Here is a 25,751-nt window from a genome sequence, read left to right as displayed (position 1 = left end):
CCCGCCGTCGTCCTCGACACGATCCACAAGCGGTACGGGGAGAAGCGGGCCGTCGACGGCATCTCGCTGACCGTCCCGCGCGGTGAGTTCTTCGGACTGCTCGGCCCGAACGGTGCCGGCAAGACGACCCTGGTCGAGATCATGGAGGGTCTGCGCCGCCCCGACTCGGGCTCGGTCACCGTCCTCGGCCGGCACCCCTGGCCGCGCGACCCCGAACTGCTGCCCCGGCTCGGCGTCCAGACGCAGGCGTCCGCCTTCTTCGTACGGCTCACGGCGCGCGAGCACCTGGAGACGGTCGCCGCGCTGTACAAGGCCGACCGCGAGGCCGCCGCGCGCGGACTGGCCGCCGTCGACCTCACCGAACAGGGCGACGTCCGCGTCGACGACCTCTCCGGCGGTCAGCGCCAGCGCCTCGCCATCGCGTCCGCGCTCGTCCACGACCCCGAGCTGATCTTCCTCGACGAGCCGACGGCCGCGCTCGACCCGCAGGCCCGCCGCGCCCTGTGGCAGGTGCTGCGCGCGCTCAAGGTCGCCGGCCGGACCATCGTCTACACCACCCACCACCTGGACGAGGCCGAGGCGCTCTGCGACCGCGTCGCGATCGTCATCGACGGCCGGATCGTCGCACTGGACACCCCGGGCAAGCTGGTCGCCGCCAGCAGCGCGGTCACCCGGCTGGTGGTCCCCGCCGACCGTCTCTCGCTCACCGACGCGCGCGCCATCCCCGGTGTGCTGCGGGCAACCGAGGACGGCGACTCGATCGTGCTGGAGACCGAGGACTCGGGTCCGGTGCTGTCGGCGGTCGACGCGCTCGCCGGACTGCACGGCGTACAGACACGCACCGCCAGCCTGGAGGACGTGTACCTCGAACTGACCGGCAGCCCGCAGGCGTAGGGCCTGGGCCTTGTCCTGGAAGTCCCCGCCCGCCCCGCGACGCCAGCACTGAGAGACGGAGCACCGACACGATGAGCACCACGAGCGCCGCCGGCAACTCGCCCGGTCCCGGTACGACCACGACGCGCCCGCGCACCCGCGCGACGAGCGCCTACTCCGCGCTGAGCAAGGCCGGTTACAAGGCGTACACGCGCGACAAGACCACCCTCTTCTTCACGTTCGCCTTCCCCCTCCTCTTCCTGATCGTCTTCGGCCTGATCTTCCACGGCATGACGGTCGAGGAGAGCGGGCGCCCCTACATCAACTACATCGCCCCCGGTGTGCTGTCGTGGGGCGTCGCCAACGCCGCCGTCTTCGGCGTCGGGTTCGTCATCATGCAGTGGCGCCGCGACGACATCCTGCGGCTGATCCGGATGACACCGACGCCGCTGCCGACGATCCTCGGCTCGCGCTACGTGCTGGCGCTCGCCATCGGCACCGTGCAGGCCGCGATGTTCGTGCTCGTAGCGATGCTGCCGTTCTTCGGTCTGGAACCGGCCGGGAGCTGGCCGCTGGCGCTGCCGGTGCTGTTCCTCGGCATCACCGCGTTCCTCGCGGTCGGTGTGATCGTCGGCTCGTTCGCGCGGACACCGGAGGCCGTCGCCGCCGTCGCCAACTGCCTGATGGTGCCGATGGCGTTCCTCTCCGGGTCCTTCTTCCCGCTCGACGCCATGCCCGGCTGGATGCAGAACCTGTCGCTGGTGCTGCCCCTGCGCTACTTCAACGACGGCATCTCCGCCGCCATCACCGGTGACGGGGGCGGCGGCGACATCCTGGTGGCCTGCGGCGGCATCACCGCCTTCGCCGTCGTCTTCGGCGCCGTCGCGCTCAAGACCTTCCGCTGGAGCGACCAGTCATGACGACAGGGACCGTCACCACGACAGCCGCGGGGGAGGAGGCGGGGGCGGCTGTGGCCCCCGCCGACGGCAGCCCGCTGGAGCGCGGCCGAGCGCGCCTCCAACACGCCCTGAACGTAAGGTTCGAGGCCGCCGGGTCCCCCGGAGGAGCCCCGCCGGACCTGCCGGATCCGCGGGATCTGCCCGCGTTGCCCGCGCCGCTCGTGGTGCCGCTCGGCGCCGCCGACGTCCTCGGCTTCGGGCTCCCCGACCCGTACGCCGCCGTACGCCCCCGGGCGAACGTCCAGCTCACCTCGCGCGCCGTCCTCGTCGGCCCGTGGGGCGGCACGACGGGCACCGCCTGCGGCCAGTGCCTCGCCATCCGCTGGCAGCGGCTGCGCAGCCGCTCCGAGCGCGAGGCGCTGGAACTGGGCCACGCACCGCACGGCGCCGCCGACTGGCCGCTGCTCACCGACTACGCCGTGGACGCGGTCTGGGCGGCGTATCTCGCCGTCCGTACGGGGGAGTTCACCCCGCCCGCCACCGCCGCCCCCGACCGGGAGCTGCCGCAGGTCACCCGGATCGACCTCGGCACGCTCGCCCTCGCGACGTTCCCGCTGCTGCCCGAACCGACCTGCCCGTCCTGCGTCCCCGAGCGCCCGGACACCGCCGACGCCGCGCGCATGCGGCTGACGGCCAAGCCCAAGCCGGACCCGGACGGCTACCGCCTGCACCCGCTCGGCGCCTACCCGCTGCCGACCGCCGCGCTCGCCAACCCCGTCTGCGGCGCGCTCGGTTCGGACACCTGGATCAACCCGACGTCCACCACGACCGCCCCCGTCGCGGGCACCAACTTCGTACGCGGCTACGCCGGTCTCAACGACGTCACCTGGAGCGGCCAGGCCAACAGCTACTCCACCAGCCGGAGGCTGGCCTTCCTGGAGGGACTGGAGCGGTACGCGGGCACCCACCGCCGCCGCGGCACGAGCCCGGTCGTCGAGTCGTACAGCAATCTCGCGGCCGACGCGCTGAACCCGGCGGACCGCGGCTTCTACTCGGACGCGACGTACGAGAAGGACCACCTGGTCAGCCCGTTCGACCCGGAGCGGCCGATCCCCTGGGTGTGGGGCCACTCGCTGCGCGACGAGCGCCCGATCCTCGTCCCCGCGCGTCTCGCGCACTACAGCGCGGGCGTCGAGGCCGACAACTTCGTCTTCGAGTGCTCCAACGGCTGTGCCACCGGCGGGAGTCTGGAGGAGGCGATCCTCTTCGGCCTGCTGGAGCTGATCGAGCGCGACGCGTTCCTGCTCGCCTGGTACGGCCGCGCCAGACTCACCGAGATCGACCTCGGCTCGTGCACCGGCGGCGCGATCCGCACGATGCTCGACCGGGCCGCGCTGCACGGCTACGACGTGCACGCCTTCGACACCCGGATGGATCTCGCCGTTCCCGTCGTCACGGCCCTCGCCGTACGGCGCGACGGCGGACTCGGCACGCTGTCCTTCAGCGCCGCCGCCGGCTTCGACCCGGAGGGCACGGTCGACGCCGCGCTGTCCGAAGTCCTCACCTACATACCCCACCTGCCCTACCAGGTCGCCGAACGCGAGGGCGAGCTGCGCGAGATGGCGGGCGACTACCGCAAGGTGCTGCACCTCAAGGACCACGCGCAGCTCTACGGTCTGCCGGAGATGGCGCGGCACGCGCGCGAGTACCTGGAGCCCACGGACGTGCGCACGCTCGGCGAGACGTTCGCCGACTGGGCCCCGGTCCGGCCGCGCACCGGCGATCTGCTGGACGATCTGCGGCTGCTGCGCGACGAGTTGGCCGGCGCGGGGTACGACGTGATCGCCGTGGACCAGACGACTCCGGAGCAGCGGCGGATGGGTCTGCACACGGTCAGCACGATCGTGCCCGGTCTGCTGCCGCTCGACTTCGGGTGGACACGGCAGCGGGCCCTGCTGATGCCGAGACTGCGGACGGCGCTGCGGGTGGCCGGGCGGCGTACGGAGGACCTGCCGGAGTCGCGGATCAAGGCGGTTCCGCATCCGTTCCCGTGAGTCCCCGGGGCCGCGCCGGGCCGCCGTGTCCCCGGACACGACGGCAGCCGGCCCCTCGCCCGGTGGATGTTGCCACGGGGAAAGGGGCCGGCGGGATCCGAAGGACCCTGACTGCGAAGCCTGATCAGGCCGAGCAGGAGGTGGTGCTGGTGGTGCTGGAGCAGGTGGACGTCGAGGAGCACGACGTGGAACCGGCGAGGACGACCTCGGACGCGTCCGAGTAGTCCGAGATCTCGAAGGTCTCCGACTCGAGCTCCAGGATCTCGTCGGCGAGGGTGGCGAGAACGGTCTTCGGGGCCATGAGGGTCTCCTTCGGTCTCCGGGGCCCCACCGGCCTGTCCGGTGCGGCTCCCTTGCGATGGCCTCATTCCACCGGTGAGCGCTGTCAGTTGGGCCCGGCTTTCGCTGTCACATCGCTGACACCTGGTGTCAGCGGAACGCTCATCAGGTGCGCGTGCGCTCCCGCACGCTCGAACCTCAAGAAATGCTCAACCCGTCCCAAGCAAGGAGGTGAGCGCGCATGACCGGCGCGCCGAACGGGGACACACTCCGGGCTTCCACGCCCGCACCGGGACCGGACACCGCGCCCGTCGGCCCCGCCGCCGTACCGCGCGAGACCCTGCGGGCCGCCCTCGGGCTCTATCTCGAACTGCACGCTAACCCGGAGCTGTCCGGCGCCGAGGCGGGGACCGCCGGACGCTTCGCCGCCCGGCTGGAGGGCGACGGCGCCACCGTCACCCGTGGTGTCGGGGGCCACGGCGTCGTCGGTGTCCTGCGCAACGGCCCGGGACCGACCCTCCTGGTCCGCGCCGAACTGGACGCCCTGCCCATCGGGGAACGCACCGGCCTGGCGTACGCGAGCACCGTGCCCGGCACCATGCACGCCTGCGGCCACGACCTCCATCTGGCGTCCGCGGCGGGCGCGTTCGCCCTGCTCGCGGCGGACGCGGACACCTGGAGCGGGACCCTCCTGGTCGTCGGCCAGCCCGCCGAGGAGACCCTGGAAGGGGCGGGCGCGATGCTCGCGGACGGTCTCTACGAGCGGTTCGGCACCCCCGACACCGTCCTCGCCCAGCACACCGCGCCCCTGCCCGCCGGGACCCTCGCGCACGGCCGGGGCGCGATGATGGCGGCGAGCGCCGCGCTGGACGTCGTCATCCACGGCCGCGGCGGCCACGCCGGCACCCCGCAGCTCACCGTGGACCCCGTCGTGACGGCCGCCGCGACCGTCATGCGCCTCCAGACGGTGGTCTCCCGCGAGACGGCGCCCTCCGACCAGGTCGTCCTGACCGTCGGGTCCCTGCGCGCGGGCCTTCGCGGCAACGTCGTCCCGGACGACGCGGAGCTGAGCATCACCGTCCGCGCCACGAGCGACCGGGCCCTGGAGCGGGCCGTGGAAGCGGCGAGACGCATCGTACGGGCCGAGTGCGCCGCCTCCGGATGCCCCGAGGACCCCGACATCACGGTCACCTCCCGCTCCCCGGCGCTGCTCCCCGACCCGGCGGCCACGGCGGCCGTACGCGCCGCCCACGAGCGGGAGTTCGGCCCGCACCGGGTGCTGGAGTGGCCGGGCTCGATGGCCACCGAGGACTTCCCGCGCTTCGCCGTCGACGGTGTCCGGACGGCATACTGGATGGTCGGTACGGTGTCCCCGCGCCAGTGGCACGAGGCGCACTCCGCAGGCCGGCCGTTACCGCCCAACCACTCGGCCGAGTTCGCCCCCGACGCGCGGACCGCCCTGCCGGCCGGCATCGCGGCCATGGCGACGGCCGTCAGGCAACTGTTCAAGGAGACTCGGTGATGATGACGGCCCAGTGGGACGTCGGGGACACCCCCGGCTACGTGGAGGTGGTGACGGTCCGCGAGGACAGCGCGGCCCCGTCCGCCGAAACGACGGTCATCCGCCTGCTCGGCCTGCTGCCCGCCCACTGGAGATGCGTCCCCGAGGCCGCGGAGGACCGGATCCGACTGTGGATCGCACGGGACGGCGCCACCACGGACACCGACATCCACCGCGCGGTCCGCGCGGTCCTGTCCGACACGGCGCTGTGGGGCTGGGCGGAACAGACCTGAAAGCGTCGCGGGGCGCGCCCGCGCCCCACCGCCTTTCTCAGGTCAGATCCAGCCCCGTTCGCGGGCCCGCAGCGCGCCCTGCGCCCGGCTCGCCGCGCCCAGGGACTGGAGCAGGTCCGCCACATGTCTTCGGTAGGTGCGGACCGAGATGCCCAGCTCCCTGGCGCCCGCCTCGTCCTTGCCCACCGTGCACATCGAGATCAGCACCTGCTGCTCGATCTCGCTGAGCCCCTCCACCGCGTCGGCGGCCTCCTTCGTCACGGTCAGGAGGTCGTCCGCCTGTGTCCAGATCTTCTCGAAGAGCGCGATGATGTTGGAGACGAGTCCGCTCTTGTGGGCGAGCAGCGCCCCGCGCGCGGTGTTCTGGGGATCCACCGGCACCAGGGCGGTGCGGCCGTCGTACACCAGGATCCGTTCGGTGATGTTCTCCGCCACGCGGATCTGAGCCCCGCGTTTGACCAGTTCGCGCAGGTACTCGCGGGTCGGCAGGTCGTCGAGCGCGGCGGCGAGCACCACATTGCGGATGCGCACCCCGCGCCGCAGACATCGCAGGTCAAGCGGGCGGGACCGCTCGATGTTCTCGGCCGAGAGCTTCGTGTACGGCTCCACGGACAGGATCTCGTCACGCGCGAAGAACGCGAGGTCGTCGATCCGGTTCCGTATCTCCGACAGGCCCTCCAACTGCTCGATGCCCTGCACCGGGGGCAGCCGCGAGCCCTGTTCGGCGCGCAGACCGTCGACGAGGTCACGGGCCTGCATGACCCGGCGCAGCTCCTCGTGCAGCGCGTTGAGACGCGCGTCCGTCAGCCGGGCCAGCGCCACACCGGGGTCGGCGGGGGAGACGCACTCGATACTGCTGTCGGGGTGGAGCAGCCCCAACTCCCGCAGCCGCTCCAGGCTGCGCCTGGCGTCGTCCTGTTCGGTGTGGACCAGCAGATGGATGTCGTCCGCCGACGTATCGGGATTGCGGAGAAAATGCCGGTACATCTCTTCCTCGGCCGGAGAGACGCCGAAGACGGACATCTCGTTGTCGCCCAAGACTTGGCCTCCGCTACTTGATCTGTTCACGCCGAGGACGGGTAGGGGTGTCGGTAACACCGGTCGGTGCGGCCCGCCGGGCTCGCCCACGGCTCGGACGGGCCCTGGAGAGAGTAAAGGCAACACCATGGCTCTGTAGCCGATCTTGCGTGGAACTGTGTTGTAGATGTGGGTGAACCGTGCGTGTCCTCACTTACCGCCGCCCGCCCGGCGCGCCGGTTGGCCGGCGGTTCGGCGGACTGGCGTCCGTCTCCCCGTGGGTGGTCTTCCGGCAGTCTCCCCACGGTCTCCGGGGAGTACACGGAGTCCGCGTGGAGTCCGTGGTGAGCCGGCCTGCGGGATCCGCCCGCGACCCGCCCCGCGCCCACGGTCGCGCGGGGCCCGCCCCGTCCCGCGCGACGGCTGTCCGTCCGGAGTCGTACGCTGGAGGGCCCCCGGCCCGTGACACGTGTCGGGCCCTTCGCGTTGCTCACCAGGCGCGACCACCGCGTCATCAAGCCCCGGAACCGGACGGAAACACCCTTCATGAGCCTGCACGGTCTGCTCGACGCCGTAGTACGAGACCCGGCGCTCGCCGAAGCGGTCGGTGCCGCCGCCGACGGGCACCGCACACACGTCGACCTGGTCGGACCGCCCGCCGCCCGCCCCTTCGCCGTCGCGGCCCTCGCGCGGGACGCGGGCCGCCCCGTGCTCGCCGTCACCGCCACCGGCCGGGAGGCCGAGGACCTCGCCGCCGCGCTGCGGTCCCTGCTGCCCGCCGACTCCGTCGCGGAGTTCCCGTCCTGGGAGACGCTGCCCCACGAGCGCCTGTCGCCCCGCAGCGACACCGTCGGCCGCCGGCTCGCCGTGCTGCGCCGCCTCGCGCACCCCCGCGCCGACGACCCGGGCGCCGGTCCGGTCAGTGTCGTGGTCGCGCCCATCCGCTCCGTGCTCCAGCCGCAGGTCAAGGGCCTCGGCGACCTGGAGCCCGTCTCGCTGCGCGGCGGCGGCACCGCCGATCTGAACGAGGTGACCGAGGCGCTCGCCGCCGCCGCGTACTCCCGCGTCGAACTGGTCGAGAAGCGCGGCGAGTTCGCCGTACGCGGCGGCATCCTGGACGTCTTCCCGCCCACCGAGGAGCACCCGCTGCGCGTGGAGTTCTGGGGCGACGACATCGAGGAGATCCGCTACTTCAAGGTCGCCGACCAGCGGTCCCTCGAAGTCGCGGAGCACGGCCTGTGGGCGCCGCCCTGCCGTGAGCTGCTGCTCACGGAGCCGGTACGGGAGCGGGCCGCCGCCCTCGCCGAGGTGCACCCCGAGCTGAGCGACATGCTCGGCAGGATCGCCGAGGGCATCGCGGTGGAGGGCATGGAGGCCCTGGCCCCGGTCCTCGTCGACGACATGGAACTGCTCCTCGACGTCCTGCCCAAGGGCTCCATGGCACTGGTCTGCGACCCCGAGCGGGTCCGGACCCGGGCCGCCGACCTGGTCGCCACCAGCCAGGAGTTCCTCCAGGCGTCCTGGGCGGCGGGGGCCGGCGGCGGCGAGGCGCCCATCGACGTCGGCGCGGCGTCGCTGTGGGGCATCGCCGACGTCCGCGAGCGGGCCCGTGAGCTGGGGATGATGTGGTGGTCGGTGGCCCCGTTCGCCGCCGACGAGGAGCTGTCGCAGGACACCCTCAAGCTGGGCATGCGCGCCCCGGAGACGTACCGCGGCGACACCGCCCGCGCCCTCGCCGACACCAAGGGCTGGCTCGCCGACGGCTGGCGCACCGTCTACGTCACCGAGGGCCACGGCACCGCCGCCCGTACCGTCGAGGTGCTCGGCGGCGAGGGCATCGCCGCCCGCCTCGACACCCCCGACGCCCACGGTGGCAAGGGCCTCGGTGAGATCACCCCGTCCGTCGTGCACGTCGCGTGCGGCTCGATCGAGTACGGCTTCGTGGACCGGGAGCTGGGGCTCGCCGTCCTCACGGAGACCGACCTCTCCGGCCAGAAGGCGGCGGGCAAGGACGGCGTGCGGATGCCGACCAAGCGCCGCAAGTCGATCGACCCGCTGACCCTGGAGGCGGGCGACTACATCGTCCACGAGCAGCACGGCGTCGGCCGCTACGTCGAGATGGTGCAGCGCACCGTGCAGGGCGCGACGCGCGAGTACCTGCTCGTCGAGTACGCCCCCGCCAAGCGCGGCCAGCCCGGCGACCGCCTCTACATCCCCACCGACCAGCTCGAACAGGTCACCAAGTACGTGGGCGGCGAGGCACCCACCCTGCACCGCCTCGGCGGCGCCGACTGGACGAAGACCAAGCAGCGCGCCAAGAAGGCGGTCAAGGAGATCGCCGCCGACCTGATCAAGCTGTACTCGGCGCGGATGGCCGCCCCCGGCCATGCCTTCGGCGCGGACACGCCCTGGCAGCGGGAGCTGGAGGACGCGTTCCCGTACGTGGAGACGCCCGACCAGCTCTCCACGATCGCCGAGGTCAAGGAGGACATGGAGAAGACGGTCCCGATGGACCGTCTGGTCTGCGGCGACGTCGGCTACGGCAAGACGGAGATCGCCGTGCGCGCCGCCTTCAAGGCCGTCCAGGACGGCAAGCAGGTCGCCGTGCTCGTACCGACGACGCTGCTCGTGCAGCAGCACTTCGGCACGTTCTCCGAGCGGTACTCCCAGTTCCCCGTCGTCGTCCGGGCCCTGTCCCGCTTCCAGAGCGACGCGGAGGCGAAGGCCACCCTCGAAGGGCTGCGCGAGGGGTCGGTCGACATCGTCATCGGCACGCACCGCCTGTTCTCCTCCGAGACGAAGTTCAAGGACCTCGGCCTGGTCATCGTGGACGAGGAGCAGCGCTTCGGCGTCGAGCACAAGGAGCAGCTGAAGAAGCTCCGCGCCAACGTCGACGTCCTGACGATGTCCGCGACACCGATCCCGCGCACCCTGGAGATGGCGGTGACCGGCATCCGCGAGATGTCGACCATCACCACCCCGCCCGAGGAGCGGCACCCGGTGCTGACCTTCGTCGGCCCGTACGAGGAGAAGCAGATCGGCGCGGCCATCCGGCGGGAACTGCTGCGCGAGGGCCAGGTGTTCTACATCCACAACCGCGTCGAGTCGATCGACCGGGCCACCGCGCGGCTGCGCCAGATCGTGCCCGAGGCGCGCATCGCGACCGCGCACGGCCAGATGTCCGAACAGGCCCTGGAACAGGTCGTGGTGGACTTCTGGGAGAAGAAGTTCGACGTCCTCGTCTCCACCACGATCGTGGAGTCCGGCATCGACATCGCCAACGCCAACACCCTCGTGGTGGAACGCGGCGACAACTTCGGCCTCTCCCAACTGCACCAGCTGCGCGGCCGGGTGGGCCGTGGCCGGGAGCGCGGCTACGCGTACTTCCTCTACCCGCCGGAGAAGCCGCTGACCGAGACCGCGCACGAACGCCTCGCGACGATCGCCCAGCACACCGAGATGGGCGCCGGCATGTACGTCGCGATGAAGGACCTGGAGATCCGCGGCGCGGGCAATCTGCTCGGCGGCGAGCAGTCCGGGCACATCGCGGGTGTCGGCTTCGACCTGTACGTACGCATGGTCGGCGAGGCCGTCGCGGACTACCGCGCGGCCGTCGACGGCACGGTGCAGGAGGAGCCGCCGCTGGAGGTCAAGATCGAGCTGCCGGTCGACGCGCACGTCCCGCACGACTACGCGCCCGGCGAGCGGCTGCGCCTCCAGGCCTACCGCGCGATCGCCTCCGCCAACTCGGAGGCCGACATCACCGCCGTACGCGAGGAGCTGACGGACCGCTACGGCAAGCTCCCCGAGCCGGTGGAGAACCTGCTGCTGGTGGCCGGGCTGCGCATGCTGGCGCGGGCCTGCGGGGTCGGTGAGATCGTCCTCCAGGGGTCCAACATCCGCTTCGCGCCGGTGGAGTTGAGGGAGTCGCAGGAGCTGCGCCTCAAGCGTCTGCACCCCCGTACGGTCATCAAGCCGACGGCCCATCAGATCCTCGTGCCGCGCCCGACGGCGGGCAGGATCGGCGGCAAGCCGGTGGTCGGCCGCGAACTGCTGTCGTGGACGGGGGAGTTCCTGACGACCATCCTGGGGTCGTGACCGCATACACCCGTACGTCCCCACGCACCGCCCGTCCGGTAATTCCGCTGCTCGTCGTCGCCGTCGCGGCCTCGCTGCTCGCGGGGTGCGACGCCATCGACTCCGCCGTGCCCGCCGCGTCCGGCGACGCCGGCGGCGGCGCGCCGGACGGGCGGGCGACCAGCCCGCTGAAGAACGCCGACGGCACCGAACCCGGTCTCGCTCCCCTCACCGGGGACGCGGACCTGGCGGCGGCCCGCAAGCTGATCTCGGCGCTGGAGGTGAAGGGGCGCGGGCCGAAGACCGGTTACGACCGGGACGAGTTCGGCTACGCGTGGATGGACACGGCGGACGGCGTCCCGTACGCCCGCAACGGCTGCGACACCCGCAACGACCTGCTCAAGCGCGACGGCCAGGACATCGAGTTCCGGTCGGGCTCCACCTGCGTGATCGTCTCGATGACGCTCCACGACCCGTACACCGGCAAGGACATCGCCTGGAAGAAACAGAAGGCGACGGCCGTCCAGATAGACCACATGGTGCCGCTCTCCTACAGCTGGCAGATGGGCGCCGCCCGCTGGAACGAGGACAAGCGGAAGCAGCTCGCGAACGACCCGCTGAACCTGCTCCCGGTCGACGGCCCCACGAACAGCGGCAAACAGGACTCGGGCCCGGCGTCCTGGCTGCCGCCGAGCAAGCCGGTGCGCTGCGCGTACGTGGTGCGCTTCGCGCAGGTCGCGGCCAAGTACGAGATGCCGGTGACGCCGGCCGACAGGAAGACGATGCTGGCGCAGTGCGGTGCGGCGTGAACGACTTGAACGGTGAGAGGGCCCCGGCGGCGGCGCCGGGGCCCTCGGCCGTCAGCCGTGCTGCCTGGCCCGGCGGCCCCGGTTGAAGACCAGCGCGCCACTGGCGAAGACGACTGCCCCCAGGCCCGCCGCTACCGCGGGCACGGCGACGGCCGACTCGTTGCTGGAGGCTGCCAGCTTCTCACCGGCTGCGGCGTGTTCGCCGTGTCCGGCGGCGTGGATCGGGTCGGCCTCGGTGTTCTCGGCGTCCGCCCCGAGCGCCTCGACCTCGGCGGCCGACCGCTTGCCGCCCGCCAGACCGGTGACCTCACCGCTGCCGCCGTCGAAGACGACATCGGAGCAGGAGAAGAAGTTCTCCTGGCTGTCGGAGCGGATCCACTGGACGAAGAGCATGTGCTGACCGCTCCGTTGCGGTAACTGGAGGTTCCAGTAGTAGTGGCCCTCGTTCGTGCCCACACCACCGTTCTGCGGCGGGTTGGTCACCGTCTGAAGGTGCTCCAGGTCGCCCCACGCGAGGGCCTTCGCCGGGCTCCACCCGCTCTTGGTGAGGTACACCTCGAACTTGCCCGGATGAGCGGCCCAGTTGCTGTACTTGAGCTGGATGTTCGCACCCGAGGTCAGGTGCGTCTTCGGCCAGTCGGTGCGGACCGCGTTGTACGCGGAGAAGTTGTACGGGCTGCGGTCGCCCGCACTGCACAGCTTTCCGTCCGGGACGTAACCCGCGCCCCTGCCACCGGCGTTGGAGTCCAGAACGGCGAACCAGTTGTACAGCGGGGTGGTACCGGTCTGCCGGACCGCGTCGGCGCAGGCGGGGTTGGACGGCATCTGGGTCGAGCCGTTCTGGAGCAGGTCCTTGTAGCACAGGTTGGTCCGCGAGCCGGGCATGATGCTGACGCCGTGCGCCGATGCCGGGGACGGCACGGACAGCACCGCGGCGACAACGCCCGCGGCCCCGGCCAGGGCCAGCGTGCGCCGGGCACGGATCGAGTTGATGGCCATGAGTCGGTCTCCTTCGTGAAGGGTCTCTTTCGAGCACCGGCCGATCGGCCGGGACCTGTCGCGGGCGTCGCCCCATGCCGCGGGAGCCGACCGTTCGGGCCCGGCGATCGACCTGCTGGAGGGTCTGGCGTGGATGGTGGGGGGTTGACGGGGCAATGGGAGCGCTCCCATCTGCAACGTAGCGCGTGGGGATGGAGTAGTAAATGGCCTCGTGGCGCCCAAGTGTTGACAGGTCTTGGTCAAGGCTTGACGATGGGAGCGCTCCCATCGTTAAGAACGTGCAACTGAACCGGGCAAATCGTACGTCTTCCCCCTGAGGGGTGAAGACCCATATCCTCCGGAGGTAGTTCGCACATGACACCCCCCACCCCCTCGGTCGCCTTACCCCAACGACGAGTCCGCCGCGGCCTGATCGCCCTCACCGTCGGCGCGATGCTGCTCACCGGCGGCGCGGTCACCCAGCTCACCACCACCCCCGCCTCCGCGTCCGCAAAGGCCTCCGCGAAGGCCGCCGCCCGCGTGGACAACCCGTACGCGGGTGCCAAGGTGTACGTGAACCCGGAGTGGTCCGCGAAGGCCGCGGCCGAGCCCGGCGGCAGCAGAATCTCCAACCAGCCCACCGCCGTGTGGCTCGACCGCATCGCCGCGATCAACGGTGTGGCCGGCGGAATGGGCCTGGACGCCCATCTCGCCAGGGCCGTCAGCCAGGGCGCGCAGACGATCCAACTGGTCATCTACAACTTGCCGGGCCGTGACTGTTCCGCCCTCGCCTCGAACGGCGAGCTCGGCCAGACGGATCTCGCCCGGTACAAGAGCGAGTACATCGACCCGATCGCGGCGATCCTGGCCAAGCCGGCCTACGCCAATCTGCGCATCGTGAACATCGTCGAGATCGACTCGCTGCCGAACCTGGTCACCAACGTCTCGCCCCGCCCGACCGCGGTCCCGAACTGCGACGTGATGAAGGCGAACGGAAACTACGTCAAGGGTGTCGGCTACGCGCTGGCCAAGCTGGGCGCGGTTCCGAACGCGTACAACTACGTCGACGCGGGCCACCACGGCTGGATCGGCTGGGACGACAACTTCAACGCCTCCGCGAAGCAGATCGCCGAGGCCGCGAGGGCCGAGGGCAGCACACTGGCCAACGTGCACGGCTTCATCGCCAACACCGCGAACTACGGCGCCACCACGGAGCCGTTCTTCAAGATCGGCGACACCGCCAACGACGGTCCGATCCGCGAGAAGGCCAAGTGGATCGACTGGAACCGCTATGTGGACGAGCAGTCGTTCGCCCAGGCGTTCCGCACCGAGGCCCAGAAGGAAGGCTTCTCCTCAGATGTCGGGATGCTGATCGACACCTCCCGCAACGGCTGGGGCGGCGCGGCCCGGCCGACCGCCGCGGGCCCGAAGACCACTTCGGACACGTACGTCGACGGAGGCCGCACCGACCGCCGGATCCACCTGGGCAACTGGTGCAACCAGAAGGGCGCCGGTCTCGGCGCACGGCCCCAGGCGGCCCCGGCGCCCGGTATCGACGCGTACGTCTGGGTCAAGCCCCCGGGTGAGTCGGACGGCGCCAGCAAGGTGATCCCGAACGACGAGGGCAAGGGCTTCGACCGGATGTGCGACCCGACGTACACCGGTAACCCCCGCAACGGGCACAACATGTCCGGCGCCCTGCCGGACGCGCCGCTCTCCGGCCACTGGTTCCCGGCCCAGTTCCAGGAGCTCATGAGGAACGCCTACCCGGCGCTCTGACCGACGCCCCGGGCAACTGCGGCAGCAATGCCGCCGCGCGAAAGAGGAAGGGTGCGGGCCCGGTCTCCGACCGGGCCCGCACCCTTCCCGAGCTGACGGCCTCCCCGTCCCGGAGGCCGTACCAAATCAGTGGGGCGCCGGGCCGCATGCCGTTAACGTGCTCCCATGGAGCTGACAGTCACCACGCTCGCCGAGCGTCCCCACCTCGTCGACCCGATGTGGCGGATGGCCGACACCTGGCCGGAGTTCATGCTCCACGACCCGGTGGGCTGGGCGAACATCGGCCGGATCGTCGCCGAACTGCCCGAGTTCACCCTCGTCGGCACGGACGAGGAGGGGACCGTCGTGGCGCGCGCCTTCAGCGTCCCCTTCCAACTCCGCGCCGAGGGACGTGAGACCCTGCCGGCGACCGGCTGGGACCAGGCCCTGCTGTGGGCGTTCTCCGATCTGCGGCACGGCAGGACACCCGACACCGTCAGCGCGATCGAGATCACGATCGCCACCGGCCGGCAGGGGCGGGGACTGTCCGGCACCATGCTCGCCGCGATGCGCGAGAACGCCCGGAGCCGCGGCTTCGCCGAACTCGTCGCCCCGGTACGGCCCAGCGCCAAGCACCGGGAGCCGCACACCCCGATGGAGGAGTACGCCCGTCGCGTACGGGACGAGGACGGACTGCCGTACGACCCCTGGCTCCGCGTCCATGTGCGCGCGGGCGGTGTCATCGACTCGGTGGCGCCCGCCTCCATGACGGTGACCGGTTCGGTCGGACAGTGGCGCGAGTGGACGGGGCTCCCGTTCGACACGGACGGGTCCGTCGTCGTACCGGGAGCGCTCTTGCCCGTGCACTGCGAGGCCACACGCGGATACGGTGTCTACGTCGAACCCAATGTGTGGGTGCGTCACCGGATCTGAGCGATGGGGACAGGTCCGGGGGCAGGGGGATCCATGGATGCGGGTTCGGCAGGTCGTGCCGCTGGATACCCTCGATACGCTTTCGCAGTCGTCCCCCCTGGCCTGTCAGGAGCAGCATGCACGGCCCCGGAATAGCGCAGCCTCCGCCGAACGGCACGTCCTCGCCGGGGATGCTCGCCTTCATAAGAGTGATCTTCGTGGGATTGCCGCTGATCAGCTGTGGTTTTCTCGCCTGGACGGCGACGCTGCGGCTCGCGATCGTGACCCGGTCCGCCCTGAACTGGTGGCTGTTCATCGGCAACGTGGCCCTCAACATCCTGTGGGTCGTCTTCCTCGCCCACGACGACACCGACGACTTCAGCAGCACGGCGGGCAACACCGGCATGGGCGGCATGCTGATGACCGGCGCCGCCGCCATCGCCTACTACCTGTACGCGGACTTCAAGCACTACGGGCCCCAGCGGCACGTGTACGCGGGCTACTACCCGCCGCAGGTCACACCGCAGCAGGGGTACCAGCCGCCCGCCAACACCGGTTACGGGTACGGCGGCCCCACCCGGCCCATGACCGGCCCGCAGGTGCAGCCACAGCCCCAGCCGCAGCCCCGCCCCGCCAACACGGGACCGGCGCAGCCCAACCACACCGCGCCGCCCCGCATCGACCAGGTGCGCGCCGAACTGGACGAGCTCAGCGATCTCCTGCGCCGGGACAGCGACGAGGACAACAAGCGGTGAACGCCCGCGTCGTCGCGGGCCGTTACGAGATGGCCACGCTCATCGGCCAGGGCGGCATGGGCCAGGTCTGGACGGCGTACGACCAGCGCCTGGGCCGCCGCGTCGCCGTGAAACTGCTGCGCCCCGACAAGATGGCCGCCGACACCGGCGCCGAGGACATGCGCCGCCGCTTCATCCGCGAATGCCGGGTCACCGCCCAGGTCAACCACCCCGGTCTGGTCACCGTGCACGACGCGGGCAGCGACGGCGACGAGCTGTTCCTGATCATGCAGTACGTCGAGGGGACCGACCTCGCGGCCCACTTCACCACGCACGCGCCCTACCCGTGGCAGTGGGCGGCCTCGGTCGCCGCCCAACTGTGCGCCGTGCTCGCCGCCGTGCACGCGGTGCCCATCGTCCACCGCGACCTCAAGCCGCGGAACGTGATGGTCAAGCCCGACGGCACGGTCCTCGTGCTCGACCTCGGCGTCGCCTCCGTCATCGACACCGACACCACCCGCCTCACCCACACCGGATCGGTCATCGGCAGCCCCGCCTACATGGCCCCCGAGCAGGTGATGGGCGGCGCCGTCGGCCCGTACACCGACCTCTACGCCCTCGGCGTGGTCCTGCACGAACTCCTCAGCGGCACCGTCCCGTTCCCCGGCGCGACCGCCCTCGGTGTCCTGCACCGGCATCTGTACGAACCGCCGATGCCGGTCCGCCGGATCCGCCCGGAGATCCCCGAGACGCTGGAGGCGCTCGTCCTGCGCCTGCTCGCCAAGGACCCGCAGCACCGCCCGGCCGGAGCGCAGGAGGTGTACGAGGCGCTCGCCCCGCTGCTGCCCACGCGCGGCGTGGTCGGCGCGCCCGGCTCCGGCAGCGCCGGCACCCCGCTCGACCCGACCCGGCCCTTCCTGCGCCCCCACGCGCCCTGGCCCGACCGCGCCACCGCCCCGCCGTCCGCGCCCCTGCCGCCGCCCAAGCCGGAGCACGTCCCCGCGCGGCGCCCGGACGTCGCGGCGGCCGTGGACGAGGCCAAGCGCCTCCTCGGCGAGGGCAGCATCACCCAGGCCGTCGACATCCTCGGCGGCATCCTCCCCGCGGCCGCGGCCGAGCACGGCGAACGCTCACCGGTCGTGCGCATCCTGCGCAAGCAGTACGCGACGACGCTGATGGACGACGGCCAGTACCGCCGCGCCCTGCCCGAACTGCGCCGGCTCGCCGACGACCGCGCGGCCGAGGCCGGTCCCGGCGACCCGCAGACGCTCCAGTTCCGCTACGACGCGGCGCAGTGCCTCGAACAGCTCGGCGAGGCGGGCGCGGCGCTGGAGGAGTACCGCGCGGTGCTGCCCTACTACGAAGGCACCGGGCAGCCGGGCGGCGACCAGTCGCGCGCCTTCGACATCAGACACCGCATCGGGCATCTGCTGCTCGCGGTGGGCGACCACGCGGCGGCGCAGCAGCAGTTGCAGTACCTGCTGTACGACGCGGAGCGGGTCTACGGCCCGTACCATCCGCTGCCGGTCGAACTACGGCGCGGACTCGACCGACGGCAGCAGTTCAGGGGCGGCACCACCCGGCGCAAGTAGCTCCTCCGGTACCGGCCGTTCGCGACGTCGCCTCCTCACGGAGAGCGCGGCGACGCCCAGCAGCACCAGCAGGGAGGCCCCTCCCGCGGCGGCCCCCGAGCGCAGCCCCGGCGGCCGGAACGAGCAGTCGACCGACGTGGTCGTGCCGTCCGGGTCCAGCGGGACGGCGACCAGGCCCAGGTACGAGTCGGCCGGCCGCCCGGCGCAGCTCCAGCCGGCGATCCGGGGAGCGGCGAGGACGGCCGTTCCCGTGCTGCCGGGCGGCAGTTGGGCCCGTACGCCGTCGCCGGACACCCGCACGGAGACGGCGCCCGTCTCCGTCAGCCGGTCCACGGCGGCGGCCAGCCGCGTCCGGTCCAGACAGGCCACCGACCACGCGTCCGGCGCCGCGCGGTCGAACGTGACCCGCTCACCGGCCCGTCCGGCGGTCCCGAGCGATGTCACGGCCGCGCGCCAGCGCGGCTTGTCGCCGCGCAGCATGACCGGCGGCGCGTCGCCGAGGCGGGCGGTGCCGTAGTAATCCGGAGCCCGGAGGAAGACCTCGCGGCCGGCCGGACAGGCGCCGGCCACGGGGGAGGAGTAGACGCGCGAGCCGAGCAGCAGCTCCTGGTTACGGAAGGGGGAACCTCCGTACCGCGGTCGCGCGCTCTGAGGCGGCCGTACGGTCACCAGCGGCGGGACGTCCGCGCGGCTCGGCTCCAGGGACCCATCCGCCTCCGTACGGAAGCGCGCGCCGACCGCGAACACCGCGTCCACGACCGGGTTGTCCAGGCTCTGTACGGCCCGCCCGTTCGACGTCCAGCCGGCGCCCAGCGCGCCGAGGGTGCGCGTCAGCACCTCGGGCGTGTGACTGCTGTAGTAGGAGGCGCCCTGCCCACCGAGCAGCAGCGGGTCGTTGGCGGTGATCTGGGCGCGCCCGGGATCGGTGCGGTAGCGCGGCCACCCGTCGGCGGCGGCCAGGGCGGCGGCGCGCCTGTCGTGGGCCCCGGCCCACGCGGGGTAGCTGTCCAGCCGTTTCAGCCGCTCCCGGTCGGCGTACGCGGTGGTCGCCGCCGCCTGACCGACGAGCCCGCCCACGAGGAGCAGCGCGGCGAGCGCCGCGTACTTCCGGCCCCTCAGCCGCATCACCAGCAGCGCCGCGCCCGCCGCCATGGTCCCGCACACGAACAGCGCGAGGGCACGGCGCCCGGCCGGCGCGCCGGCCGCGCCGGTCGCGGCCACGAGTCCGAGCGCGAGAAGCACACCCGTACCGCCGAGCAGCGCGCGGCGGCCCGGCCGGCCGTACGCCAGACACCGCCAGGCCGCGATCACCAGCAGCCCCGACAGCACGAACGTCTGCCGGAACGGACTGCCGTTGGGTGTCGCGAAGGCGTGCCACACCAGATGGGTCGGCCCCCACTGGAGGGAGAGCGCGACGGCGCCCGCGAGCCCCGCCCACGCCAGCCGCTCGCGCCCCGGCACCGCCCGGTTGAACGGCAGCGCGGCGGCGAGCAGCAGCGCGCCCCCGCCCAGGAAGACGGCGGGCGTGAAGAAGTCGTACGTCGCGGGCAGCGCCCGCGCGAACACCTCGCTCCACGCGGCCCGTTCGAACTCCGTCGTCCAGCCCGGATAGGCGTGCCGCGTCCCCATGACCACCGGCAGCAGCACGGGCGCGGCGAGCCCGATGCCGAGCAGCACGGTCGTCGCGCCGCGCAGCAGGACACGCAGGCGCGCGTGCAAGACCTGTCGGGTGAGCAGGAGCTGGACGCCGAGCACGAGTGCGGCGCCGAGGGTCGCCATGTACGCGGTGTAGAAGTTCGCGACCCACACGAGGGCGACGACCAGCGGTCCGAGGACCGGCCGGCGGCCTGCCCGCACCCACTCGCCGACCAGACAGAGCAGCGGGAAGCCGATGAGCCCGTCGAGCCACATCGGGTTGTACGACGCCTCGATGACGGACCATCCGCAGAGCGCGTACGTGGCGCCGAGCACCCCGGCGGCCCACCACGGTGCGGCGAACCGCTCCTGCCCGGTGCCGTGCCGCTCCCGTACGGAGGCCGGCAGCAGCCACGCCATCGCCGCGCCCGCCGCCGCCATCTTCAGCACGGTGATCACATAGACGGCGAGATCGATCCGGTCCCGGGGGAAGAGACCGACGAGCAGGGCGAACGGACTCGTCAGATACGTACCGAGGTCGGGCAGGAACGCGGTGCCGTACCCGGACTGCCAGTTGAGCAGGATCCCGCCGTCCCCGCGCCCGTGCAGCAGGTCCCACAGCTTGGCGTGGAAGGGCACGAACTGGTTGCCCAGGTCATTGACGCTCCGGGTGCCGGCACCGAACGGAAAGCTCCGGGCGGCGGCGTCACCGGCGCAGACGGCGGTCACGGTGACGAGGGCGGCGAACACGGCTGCCCGGCCACGTAAGGATTGCAGGGTCGGCATAGTGATCGAATATGTCAGCGTGGATGCCGACAAAAGGTCCATTAACGCTTCAGTTCACTCGATGGCCGCTTGTCATTCACCAAGGGACTCCACCGGTGACATTCCGGTGGGATTCCGTTCTACGGTGCTGATCTCCTTAGTTGTCCCGTGCTTCGACGAAGCGGGGATCGTCGACCGCTTCCATGACCGTGTGACCGGTGAACTCGCGCTGCTCGAAGGGGAACTCGGGCATGAATTCGAGCTCGTCTATGTGGACGACGGAAGCCGGGACGGCACTCTGGAGCGGCTGGAGCGGATCGCCGCGGCCGACCCCCGCACCCGGTACGTCTCCTTCAGCCGCAACTTCGGCAAGGAGTCGGCGATGCTCGCCGGACTCCAGTACGCCAAGGGCGCGGCCGTCGTCATCATGGACGCGGACCTCCAGCATCCGCCGGAGCTGGTCCGCCGCATGCTCGAACTGCACGAGCGGGGCTACGAGCAGGTCATCGCCCGCCGCACCCGCACCGGCGACCGTGTCACCCGCACGCTGGCCGCCCGCGCGTACTACCGGCTCATCAACCGTCTGATCGACGTCGAACTCGTCGACGGCGTCGGTGACTTCCGGCTGCTCTCGCGCCGCGCGGTGGACGCGGTGCTCGCCCTCGCCGAGTACAACCGCTTCTCCAAGGGAATCTTCGCGTGGGTCGGATTCCGCTCCACCACATTCGAGTACGAGAACGCGGCGCGTGAACAGGGCCGTTCCAAATGGAGCTTCGGAAAGCTGCTCAACTACGGACTCGACGGCTTGCTCTCCTTCAACGACAAACCGCTGCGTGCCGCGCTCCATCTCGGACTGCTGCTGCTGTCGCTCGCCTCCCTGTACGCGGCGTGGATTGTCGGCGTCGCGCTGGTGAACGGGGTCGACACCCCCGGCTATGTCACACTTCTGGTGGCCGTCACGGCGCTGTCGGGCGTACAGATGGTGATGGTGGGAGTCGTCGGCGAGTACGTCGGCCGCATCTATTACGAGGTGAAACGGCGCCCCCACTATCTCGTGGCGGCGACCGACGCGGACCGGCCGCGCGGGACACGTCCGACGGCGGACGCGGCGACGGATCAGGATCAGGAGCAGGAGCTCGTGGGCACATGACGGTGCGGGGCCAGCTGATCAGATTCGCGCTCGTCGGAGTCGTCAACACCGGTACGTACTACGCCTGCTATCTCGTGCTGCTGACCTGGCTGCCGTATGTCGCCGCGCATGTCGTCGCCTTCGCGCTCAGCATGACCGGCTCCTTCTTCCTCAACTCCCGCTTCACCTACCGGACCCGGCCGACCTGGCGGAAGTTTCTGCTCTTCCCGCTCACCAACGCGGCGAATTTCACCATCACCACCAGCGGCGTCTATCTGCTGGTCGACGTGCTCCACCTCAGCAGCCGGTACGCGCCGCTGATCGCCGCCGCCGCGGCCGTCCCGATCACCTTCGCGGTCTCCCGCACGATCATGCTCCGCCCCGACCGGGACGATCCGGCACCGGAGCCCGTCGCCGCGGGTCCGGCCCCGGCCCGTATCGAGGGATAACGGTGGCCGGGCCCGCCCGTCGTAAACGCGATCGCGAATTCGGCGAAGTTTTCGAAAAAACTCCGGCTGACTGGATCGGATCCACCGCCACTGCCTAACATCGATCAACGCACGGTCGTTGTCACGATCCAGGAGGCACCCTTTGCACCGCCGCCGTCGCACAGCGCTCACCCTCACAGCCGCGCTCCTCGCAGCGGCCCCGCTCCTCACCGCCTGCGGCAACGACGCCCACCCCGGCGCCGCGGCCGTCGTCGGCGGCGAGCGCATCGAGGTGTCCGCGCTGCAGGCCCAGGTACGGGACGTACGCGACGCGCAGGAGGCGTCCCCGCAGGCGGCCGAGCTCATCAAGAACACCGGCCAGCTCGGCCAGGTCAAGCTCAACAGCATGATCTTCGACCGGATCCTGGAGAAGGCCGCGGACGACGCGGGCGTCACGGTGTCCCGCAAGGAGATCCAGACCACCCGGCAGGTGGCGGCCCAGCAGTCCGGCGGCGAGGACCAGCTCGCGGCGATGCTGCTCCAGCAGGGCGCGCTCACCCCGGACCAGATCGACACCGCGATCCGCCGCGAGGTGCTGATGTCGAAGCTGGCGGAGTCGCTCGGCGCCAACACGACGACGCCGGAGGGGCAGCAGCAGGTCCTCGGCACGCTGGTGAAGACGTCCGAGAAGCTCGGCATCGACGTCAACCCCCGGTACGGCGCCTGGGACGTGAAGCAGGTCAGGCTCGGCGAGACGAAGACGCCGTGGCTCACCCAGGTCACGAAGGAAGCGCCGCCGGAGCAGGTCCCCGCCGGGGCGTGAGCGCCCGCGCGCGGGCTGAGCGCGCCCGCGCGTGAGGGACGGCCGGCGGCCGGGGGTAGGTTGCTTCGGGTGACTGAAGAACCCGCCGTCGACCCCGGCCGTATCGTCCTGCTGACCGTCAGCCACCGGGTCGCGCCCGGTGTGCTGTCCTGGCCCGCCTGGCAGACGCTCCACGAGGCCGACCAGGTCCTGTGCGCGGACCCCGCGCACCCCCAGCTGCCGTATCTGCGCGAGGCAGGCGTCACCGTCGAAATCTCCGCCCCCACCGCCGCGGAGCTGGTCGACGCCTGCTCCGGCGGCCGTACGGTCGTGGTCCTGCCCTCCGGTGAGGGCGACCAGGCCCTCACCGACGGCCTCTCCCGCCTCGCGGGCTCGGGCAGGGTGCGGATGCCCGACCTGGAACTGCTCCCCGGCTCCTACGACCTTCCGGGCGCCCGGCTCCTCGACCTCGTCCAGGTCATGGACCGGATCCGCGCCGAATGCCCGTGGTCGTCCACCCGGACGCACGAGGGCCTCGCCAAGTACGCCATCGAGGAGGCGTACGAACTGGTCGAGGCGATCGAGAACGGCGACCGCGAGGAACTGCGCGAGGAGCTGGGGGACGTACTGCTCCAGGTGGTCTTCCACGCCCGCATCGCGGAGGAGGACGACGACGAACCCTTCTCGATCGACGACGTCGCCGCCACGATCGTGGACAAGCTCATCCACCGCCACCCCCATGTCTTCGGCGACGAGACGGCCGAGACCCCCGCCGACGTCAAGGCGCACTGGCTGCGTACGAAGGCGGAGGAGAAGCAGCGCGACTCCGTCACGGACGGCGTCCCGCTCGGCCAGCCGGCGCTCGCCCTGGCCGCCAAACTCACCTCCCGCGCCACCGCCGCGCCCCTGGACGTCCCGCTCCCGCGCGGCGAGGGCATCGGCTACGAACTCCTCGCCCTGGCCGCCCGCGCGGAACAGTCGGGCGTGGACCCGGAAGCCGCCCTGCGCGCGACGGCCCGCATCTACCGCGACGCGATCCGCGCGGCGGAACACCGCGCGTCGGCGGGATAGCCGGCCGGGCCGGCCGGGCACCGTCCGACTCGACATCGATCACGGGGCCGCGTTCCTCGGTACGCGGCCGCATCCGGGCGAAGTACACACAGCCTCGTAGAGTCTGCGGAGCGTTCAACACCGCATCCCCCGTGGGGAAGTGGTCCACGTCTGCGTAGGAGCGGGTGATACGAGGTGTTCGACTCCACCGTCCCGCCGCTCGTTGTCGACGGTCACGGAAACGCCCTGGTCGCCTTCGCGCGTGGGGCGGAAGGCGCGCCGCCGGGTGACGCACCCCTGCCGACGGCACTTGTCGCCCTCTGGCACGCCGGCCGTGTCCTCATGGTCTTCGACCGTTTCCGCCGGCGCTGGGAGCTTCCCGGCGGGCGTACGGAGGACGGTGAGACCCCTCGTGAGGCAGCCGTCCGCGAGTTGCTGGAGGAGAGCGGCCAGGGTGCCGATGGACCGTTACGGTTCATCGGCTACGCGCGGTTCGTACTCGCGCCCGACCAGCGGGCCGAGTACGCCGCACTCTTCGCGGGCCACACCACCACTGTCCAGGACTTCCGGCCCAACGAGGAGATCGCGGCCATCCGCTGGTGGGATCTCCGGGAAGCCCTCCCCGGGCGGGTCCAGCCCCTGGACGCCCACCTCGCCCGGCTCACGCGCCGGTAGGGCTCCCTGCCGCGGGCCGACCACCCCGCGCTCTCGCTGGGCGGGAGGATCGGACTGCTGCTGTGCCCGCAGCTCTGCACTCCCGCGTGGCCGGCCGAACTGGGCCGGTGGCTGCCGCGATTGGAGAAGGGCGTCTTCGGCCGGAGCGGTGAGCGTGGCCCGTACGCGGCGGGGCGCGCCCGGTTGCGTACGGTCGTCGCATGCAGAACCCGCCACCCGCCGACGCCGCGCCCGAACTCTTCACCTGGGAGTTCGCCACCGACCCCTACCCCGCCTACGCCTGGCTGCGCGAGCACGCCCCCGTGCACCGCACCCGGCTGCCCAGCGGGGTCGACGCGTGGCTCGTGACGCGGTACGCGGACGCCCGGCGCGCGCTCGCCGATCCCCGGCTGTCCAAGAACCCCCTGCACCACGCCGAGCAGGCGCACGCGAAGGGGAAGACGGGGATCCCGGGGGAGCGCGGCGCGGAGTTGATGACGCACCTGCTGAACATCGACCCGCCCGACCACACCCGGCTGCGGCGGCTGGTCTCGCAGGCGTTCACGCCCCGGCGGGTGGCCGAATTCGCCCCCCGCGTACAGGAGTTGACGGACGGACTGATCGACGCCTTCGCGGCGAAGGGGGAGGCCGACCTCATCCACGACTTCGCCTTCCCGCTGCCCATCTACGCGATCTGCGACCTCCTCGGCGTCCCGCGCGAGGACCAGGACGACTTCCGCGACTGGGCCGGGATGATGATCCGGCACGGCGGCGGGCCGCGCGGCGGGGTCGCGCGGTCCGTGAGGAAGATGCGCGGGTACCTCGCCGAACTCATCCACCGCAAGCGGGACGCCCCCGGCGACGACCTGATCTCCGGCCTCATCCGGGCGAGCGACGACGGCGAGCACCTCACCGAGAACGAGGCCGCCGCGATGGCGTTCATCCTGCTCTTCGCGGGGTTCGAGACCACCGTGAATCTGGTGGGTAACGGGACATACGCCCTGCTCCGCAACCCCGAACAGCGCGCCCGGCTCCAGCGCTCGCTCGACGCCGGCGAGAGCGCGCTGCTCGCGACCGGGATCGAGGAACTGCTGCGCTACGACGGGCCGGTGGAGCTGGCCACCTGGCGCTACGCCACCGAGCCCGTCGAACTCGGCGGGCAGAGCGTCGCGGTGGGCGACCCCGTACTCGTCGTACTCGCCGCCGCCGACCGCGACCCGGAACGCTTCGCCGACCCGGACCGGCTCGACCTGTCGCGCGGTGACAACAAACACCTCGGGTACGGCCACGGCATCCACTACTGCCTCGGCGCGCCCCTCGCCCGGCTGGAGGGGCAGACCGCGCTCCGCACCCTGCTGACCCGCCTGCCCGACTTGCGACTTGCGGTCGATCCATCCGATTTGCGGTGGCGTGGCGGGCTCATCATGCGGGGACTGCGCACGCTCCCGGTGCAGTTCACAGCGGTGCGTGACTGACGCGACGTCAGCACTGTGACTTTCACGTGATCTCCGC

21 protein-coding genes are annotated in these 25,751 nt (G+C 71.7%); 17 read left to right on the top strand and 4 right to left on the bottom strand.

The annotated features are described in order from the left end of the window. The 3 genes from GXP76_RS04925 to GXP76_RS04915 all read left to right on the top strand — a co-directional run. Window positions 1-894 (top strand): ABC transporter ATP-binding protein (locus GXP76_RS04925; RefSeq protein WP_242570163.1); only part of this gene is annotated, 894 nt, incomplete at its 5' end. 71 nt (window positions 895-965) lie between these two features. Further along, window positions 966-1,793, top strand: coding sequence for an ABC transporter permease (locus GXP76_RS04920; protein WP_242570162.1), 828 nt, complete (start codon window positions 966-968; stop codon window positions 1,791-1,793). Next, window positions 1,790-3,826, top strand: coding sequence for a TOMM precursor leader peptide-binding protein (locus GXP76_RS04915; protein ID WP_242570161.1), 2,037 nt, complete (start codon window positions 1,790-1,792; stop codon window positions 3,824-3,826). The genes GXP76_RS04920 and GXP76_RS04915 overlap by 4 nt, the downstream gene beginning before the upstream one ends. Before the next feature lie 124 nt (window positions 3,827-3,950). Here the strand turns inward: GXP76_RS04915 and GXP76_RS04910 are convergent, their stop codons facing one another. Further along, window positions 3,951-4,127 carry a thiazolylpeptide-type bacteriocin gene (locus GXP76_RS04910; protein WP_078076938.1) on the bottom strand — a complete coding sequence of 59 codons (177 nt, stop codon included), beginning with the start codon at window positions 4,125-4,127 and terminating at the stop codon, window positions 3,951-3,953. Window positions 4,128-4,346: 219 nt separating this feature from the next. Here GXP76_RS04910 and GXP76_RS04905 point away from each other — a divergent pair, with 219 nt between their 5' ends. Both GXP76_RS04905 and GXP76_RS04900 read left to right on the top strand, forming a co-directional pair. Then, window positions 4,347-5,627: an amidohydrolase gene (locus tag GXP76_RS04905; RefSeq protein ID WP_242570160.1), complete on the top strand. Its 1,281-nt coding sequence runs from the start codon at window positions 4,347-4,349 to the stop codon at window positions 5,625-5,627. Then, a complete protein-coding gene (locus tag GXP76_RS04900; RefSeq protein WP_308354096.1) occupies window positions 5,627-5,899 on the top strand; it encodes a hypothetical protein in 273 nt (90 codons plus the stop codon). Before GXP76_RS04905 ends, GXP76_RS04900 begins: the two co-directional genes overlap by 1 nt. A gap of 42 nt (window positions 5,900-5,941) precedes the next feature. On the opposite strand, the gene GXP76_RS04895 is transcribed toward GXP76_RS04900, so the two are convergent. Further along, window positions 5,942-6,922, bottom strand: coding sequence for a helix-turn-helix transcriptional regulator (locus GXP76_RS04895; RefSeq protein ID WP_374359842.1), 981 nt, complete (start codon window positions 6,920-6,922; stop codon window positions 5,942-5,944). Window positions 6,923-7,462: 540 nt separating this feature from the next. Here GXP76_RS04895 and mfd point away from each other — a divergent pair. Continuing rightward, complete coding sequence (mfd, locus tag GXP76_RS04890; RefSeq protein WP_242570158.1) at window positions 7,463-11,014, top strand: transcription-repair coupling factor; 3,552 nt, start codon at window positions 7,463-7,465, stop codon at window positions 11,012-11,014. Window positions 11,015-11,055: 41 nt separating this feature from the next. After that, window positions 11,056-11,802, top strand: coding sequence for an HNH endonuclease family protein (locus GXP76_RS04885; protein ID WP_374359840.1), 747 nt, complete (start codon window positions 11,056-11,058; stop codon window positions 11,800-11,802). Window positions 11,803-11,853: 51 nt separating this feature from the next. On the opposite strand, the gene GXP76_RS04880 is transcribed toward GXP76_RS04885, so the two are convergent. After that, entirely contained in the window at window positions 11,854-12,801 is a 948-nt protein-coding gene (locus GXP76_RS04880) for a lytic polysaccharide monooxygenase (RefSeq protein WP_242570157.1), read from the bottom strand. A 354-nt stretch (window positions 12,802-13,155) separates the two neighbouring features. Here GXP76_RS04880 and GXP76_RS04875 point away from each other — a divergent pair, with 354 nt between their 5' ends. The 4 genes from GXP76_RS04875 (at window position 13,156) to GXP76_RS04860 (ending at window position 17,776) form a co-directional block, all read left to right on the top strand. Continuing rightward, on the top strand, window positions 13,156-14,559 hold the full coding sequence (locus tag GXP76_RS04875; protein WP_242570156.1) for a glycoside hydrolase family 6 protein: 1,404 nt from the start codon (window positions 13,156-13,158) through the stop codon (window positions 14,557-14,559). 165 nt (window positions 14,560-14,724) lie between these two features. Next, entirely contained in the window at window positions 14,725-15,471 is a 747-nt protein-coding gene (locus GXP76_RS04870; protein ID WP_242570155.1) for an N-acetyltransferase, read from the top strand. Between the two features lie 116 nt (window positions 15,472-15,587). Further along, entirely contained in the window at window positions 15,588-16,205 is a 618-nt protein-coding gene (locus GXP76_RS04865; protein ID WP_242570154.1) for a hypothetical protein, read from the top strand. Then, the gene (locus GXP76_RS04860; RefSeq protein ID WP_308354095.1) at window positions 16,202-17,776 is read left to right on the top strand and encodes a serine/threonine-protein kinase; all 1,575 of its coding nucleotides are present in this window, start codon (window positions 16,202-16,204) and stop codon (window positions 17,774-17,776) included. The genes GXP76_RS04865 and GXP76_RS04860 overlap by 4 nt, the downstream gene beginning before the upstream one ends. Here GXP76_RS04860 and GXP76_RS04855 read toward each other — a convergent pair. Next, window positions 17,717-20,197 carry a YfhO family protein gene (locus GXP76_RS04855; protein ID WP_242570153.1) on the bottom strand — a complete coding sequence of 827 codons (2,481 nt, stop codon included), beginning with the start codon at window positions 20,195-20,197 and terminating at the stop codon, window positions 17,717-17,719. The genes GXP76_RS04860 and GXP76_RS04855 overlap by 60 nt on opposite strands. 124 nt (window positions 20,198-20,321) lie before the next feature. Here GXP76_RS04855 and GXP76_RS04850 point away from each other — a divergent pair, with 124 nt between their 5' ends. From GXP76_RS04850 to GXP76_RS04825, 6 genes are all read left to right on the top strand, one after another. Continuing rightward, a complete protein-coding gene (locus GXP76_RS04850; protein WP_242570170.1) occupies window positions 20,322-21,326 on the top strand; it encodes a glycosyltransferase family 2 protein in 1,005 nt (334 codons plus the stop codon). Next, entirely contained in the window at window positions 21,323-21,754 is a 432-nt protein-coding gene (locus GXP76_RS04845; RefSeq protein WP_242570152.1) for a GtrA family protein, read from the top strand. The genes GXP76_RS04850 and GXP76_RS04845 overlap by 4 nt, the downstream gene beginning before the upstream one ends. Window positions 21,755-21,896: 142 nt before the next feature. After that, a complete protein-coding gene (locus tag GXP76_RS04840; RefSeq protein ID WP_242570151.1) occupies window positions 21,897-22,556 on the top strand; it encodes a SurA N-terminal domain-containing protein in 660 nt (219 codons plus the stop codon). A gap of 69 nt (window positions 22,557-22,625) precedes the next feature. Continuing rightward, on the top strand, window positions 22,626-23,606 hold the full coding sequence (locus tag GXP76_RS04835; protein ID WP_242570150.1) for a nucleoside triphosphate pyrophosphohydrolase: 981 nt from the start codon (window positions 22,626-22,628) through the stop codon (window positions 23,604-23,606). 174 nt (window positions 23,607-23,780) lie between these two features. Next, complete coding sequence (locus GXP76_RS04830; protein ID WP_242570149.1) at window positions 23,781-24,260, top strand: NUDIX domain-containing protein; 480 nt, start codon at window positions 23,781-23,783, stop codon at window positions 24,258-24,260. A gap of 200 nt (window positions 24,261-24,460) precedes the next feature. Then, entirely contained in the window at window positions 24,461-25,714 is a 1,254-nt protein-coding gene (locus GXP76_RS04825) for a cytochrome P450 (protein ID WP_242570148.1), read from the top strand. Window positions 25,715-25,751 lie beyond the last annotated feature (37 nt).

Origin of the sequence: Streptomyces sp. NP-1717 (genome assembly GCF_022695985.1) — a bacterium.
Taxonomy (GTDB): Bacteria; Actinomycetota; Actinomycetes; order Streptomycetales; family Streptomycetaceae; genus Streptomyces.
Note: the sequence above shows the minus strand (reverse complement) of the source record. Positions and strands in the feature narration are given on the sequence as shown.

Bases quoted from the DNA above. Each gene is read 5' to 3' on its own strand.
- GXP76_RS04920 (WP_242570162.1), top strand. From the start codon at position 966: ATGAGCACCACGAGCGCCGCCGGCAACTCGCCCGGTCCCGGTACGACC.
- GXP76_RS04915 (WP_242570161.1), top strand. From the start codon at position 1,790: ATGACGACAGGGACCGTCACCACGACAGCCGCGGGGGAGGAGGCGGGG.
- GXP76_RS04910 (WP_078076938.1), bottom strand. From the start codon at position 4,127: ATGGCCCCGAAGACCGTTCTCGCCACCCTCGCCGACGAGATCCTGGAG.
- GXP76_RS04905 (WP_242570160.1), top strand. From the start codon at position 4,347: ATGACCGGCGCGCCGAACGGGGACACACTCCGGGCTTCCACGCCCGCA.
- GXP76_RS04900 (WP_308354096.1), top strand. From the start codon at position 5,627: ATGATGACGGCCCAGTGGGACGTCGGGGACACCCCCGGCTACGTGGAG.
- GXP76_RS04895 (WP_374359842.1), bottom strand. From the start codon at position 6,922: ATGTCCGTCTTCGGCGTCTCTCCGGCCGAGGAAGAGATGTACCGGCAT.
- mfd (WP_242570158.1), top strand. From the start codon at position 7,463: ATGAGCCTGCACGGTCTGCTCGACGCCGTAGTACGAGACCCGGCGCTC.
- GXP76_RS04880 (WP_242570157.1), bottom strand. From the start codon at position 12,801: ATGGCCATCAACTCGATCCGTGCCCGGCGCACGCTGGCCCTGGCCGGG.
- GXP76_RS04875 (WP_242570156.1), top strand. From the start codon at position 13,156: ATGACACCCCCCACCCCCTCGGTCGCCTTACCCCAACGACGAGTCCGC.
- GXP76_RS04870 (WP_242570155.1), top strand. From the start codon at position 14,725: ATGGAGCTGACAGTCACCACGCTCGCCGAGCGTCCCCACCTCGTCGAC.
- GXP76_RS04865 (WP_242570154.1), top strand. From the start codon at position 15,588: ATGCACGGCCCCGGAATAGCGCAGCCTCCGCCGAACGGCACGTCCTCG.
- GXP76_RS04855 (WP_242570153.1), bottom strand. From the start codon at position 20,197: ATGCCGACCCTGCAATCCTTACGTGGCCGGGCAGCCGTGTTCGCCGCC.
- GXP76_RS04845 (WP_242570152.1), top strand. From the start codon at position 21,323: ATGACGGTGCGGGGCCAGCTGATCAGATTCGCGCTCGTCGGAGTCGTC.
- GXP76_RS04825 (WP_242570148.1), top strand. From the start codon at position 24,461: ATGCAGAACCCGCCACCCGCCGACGCCGCGCCCGAACTCTTCACCTGG.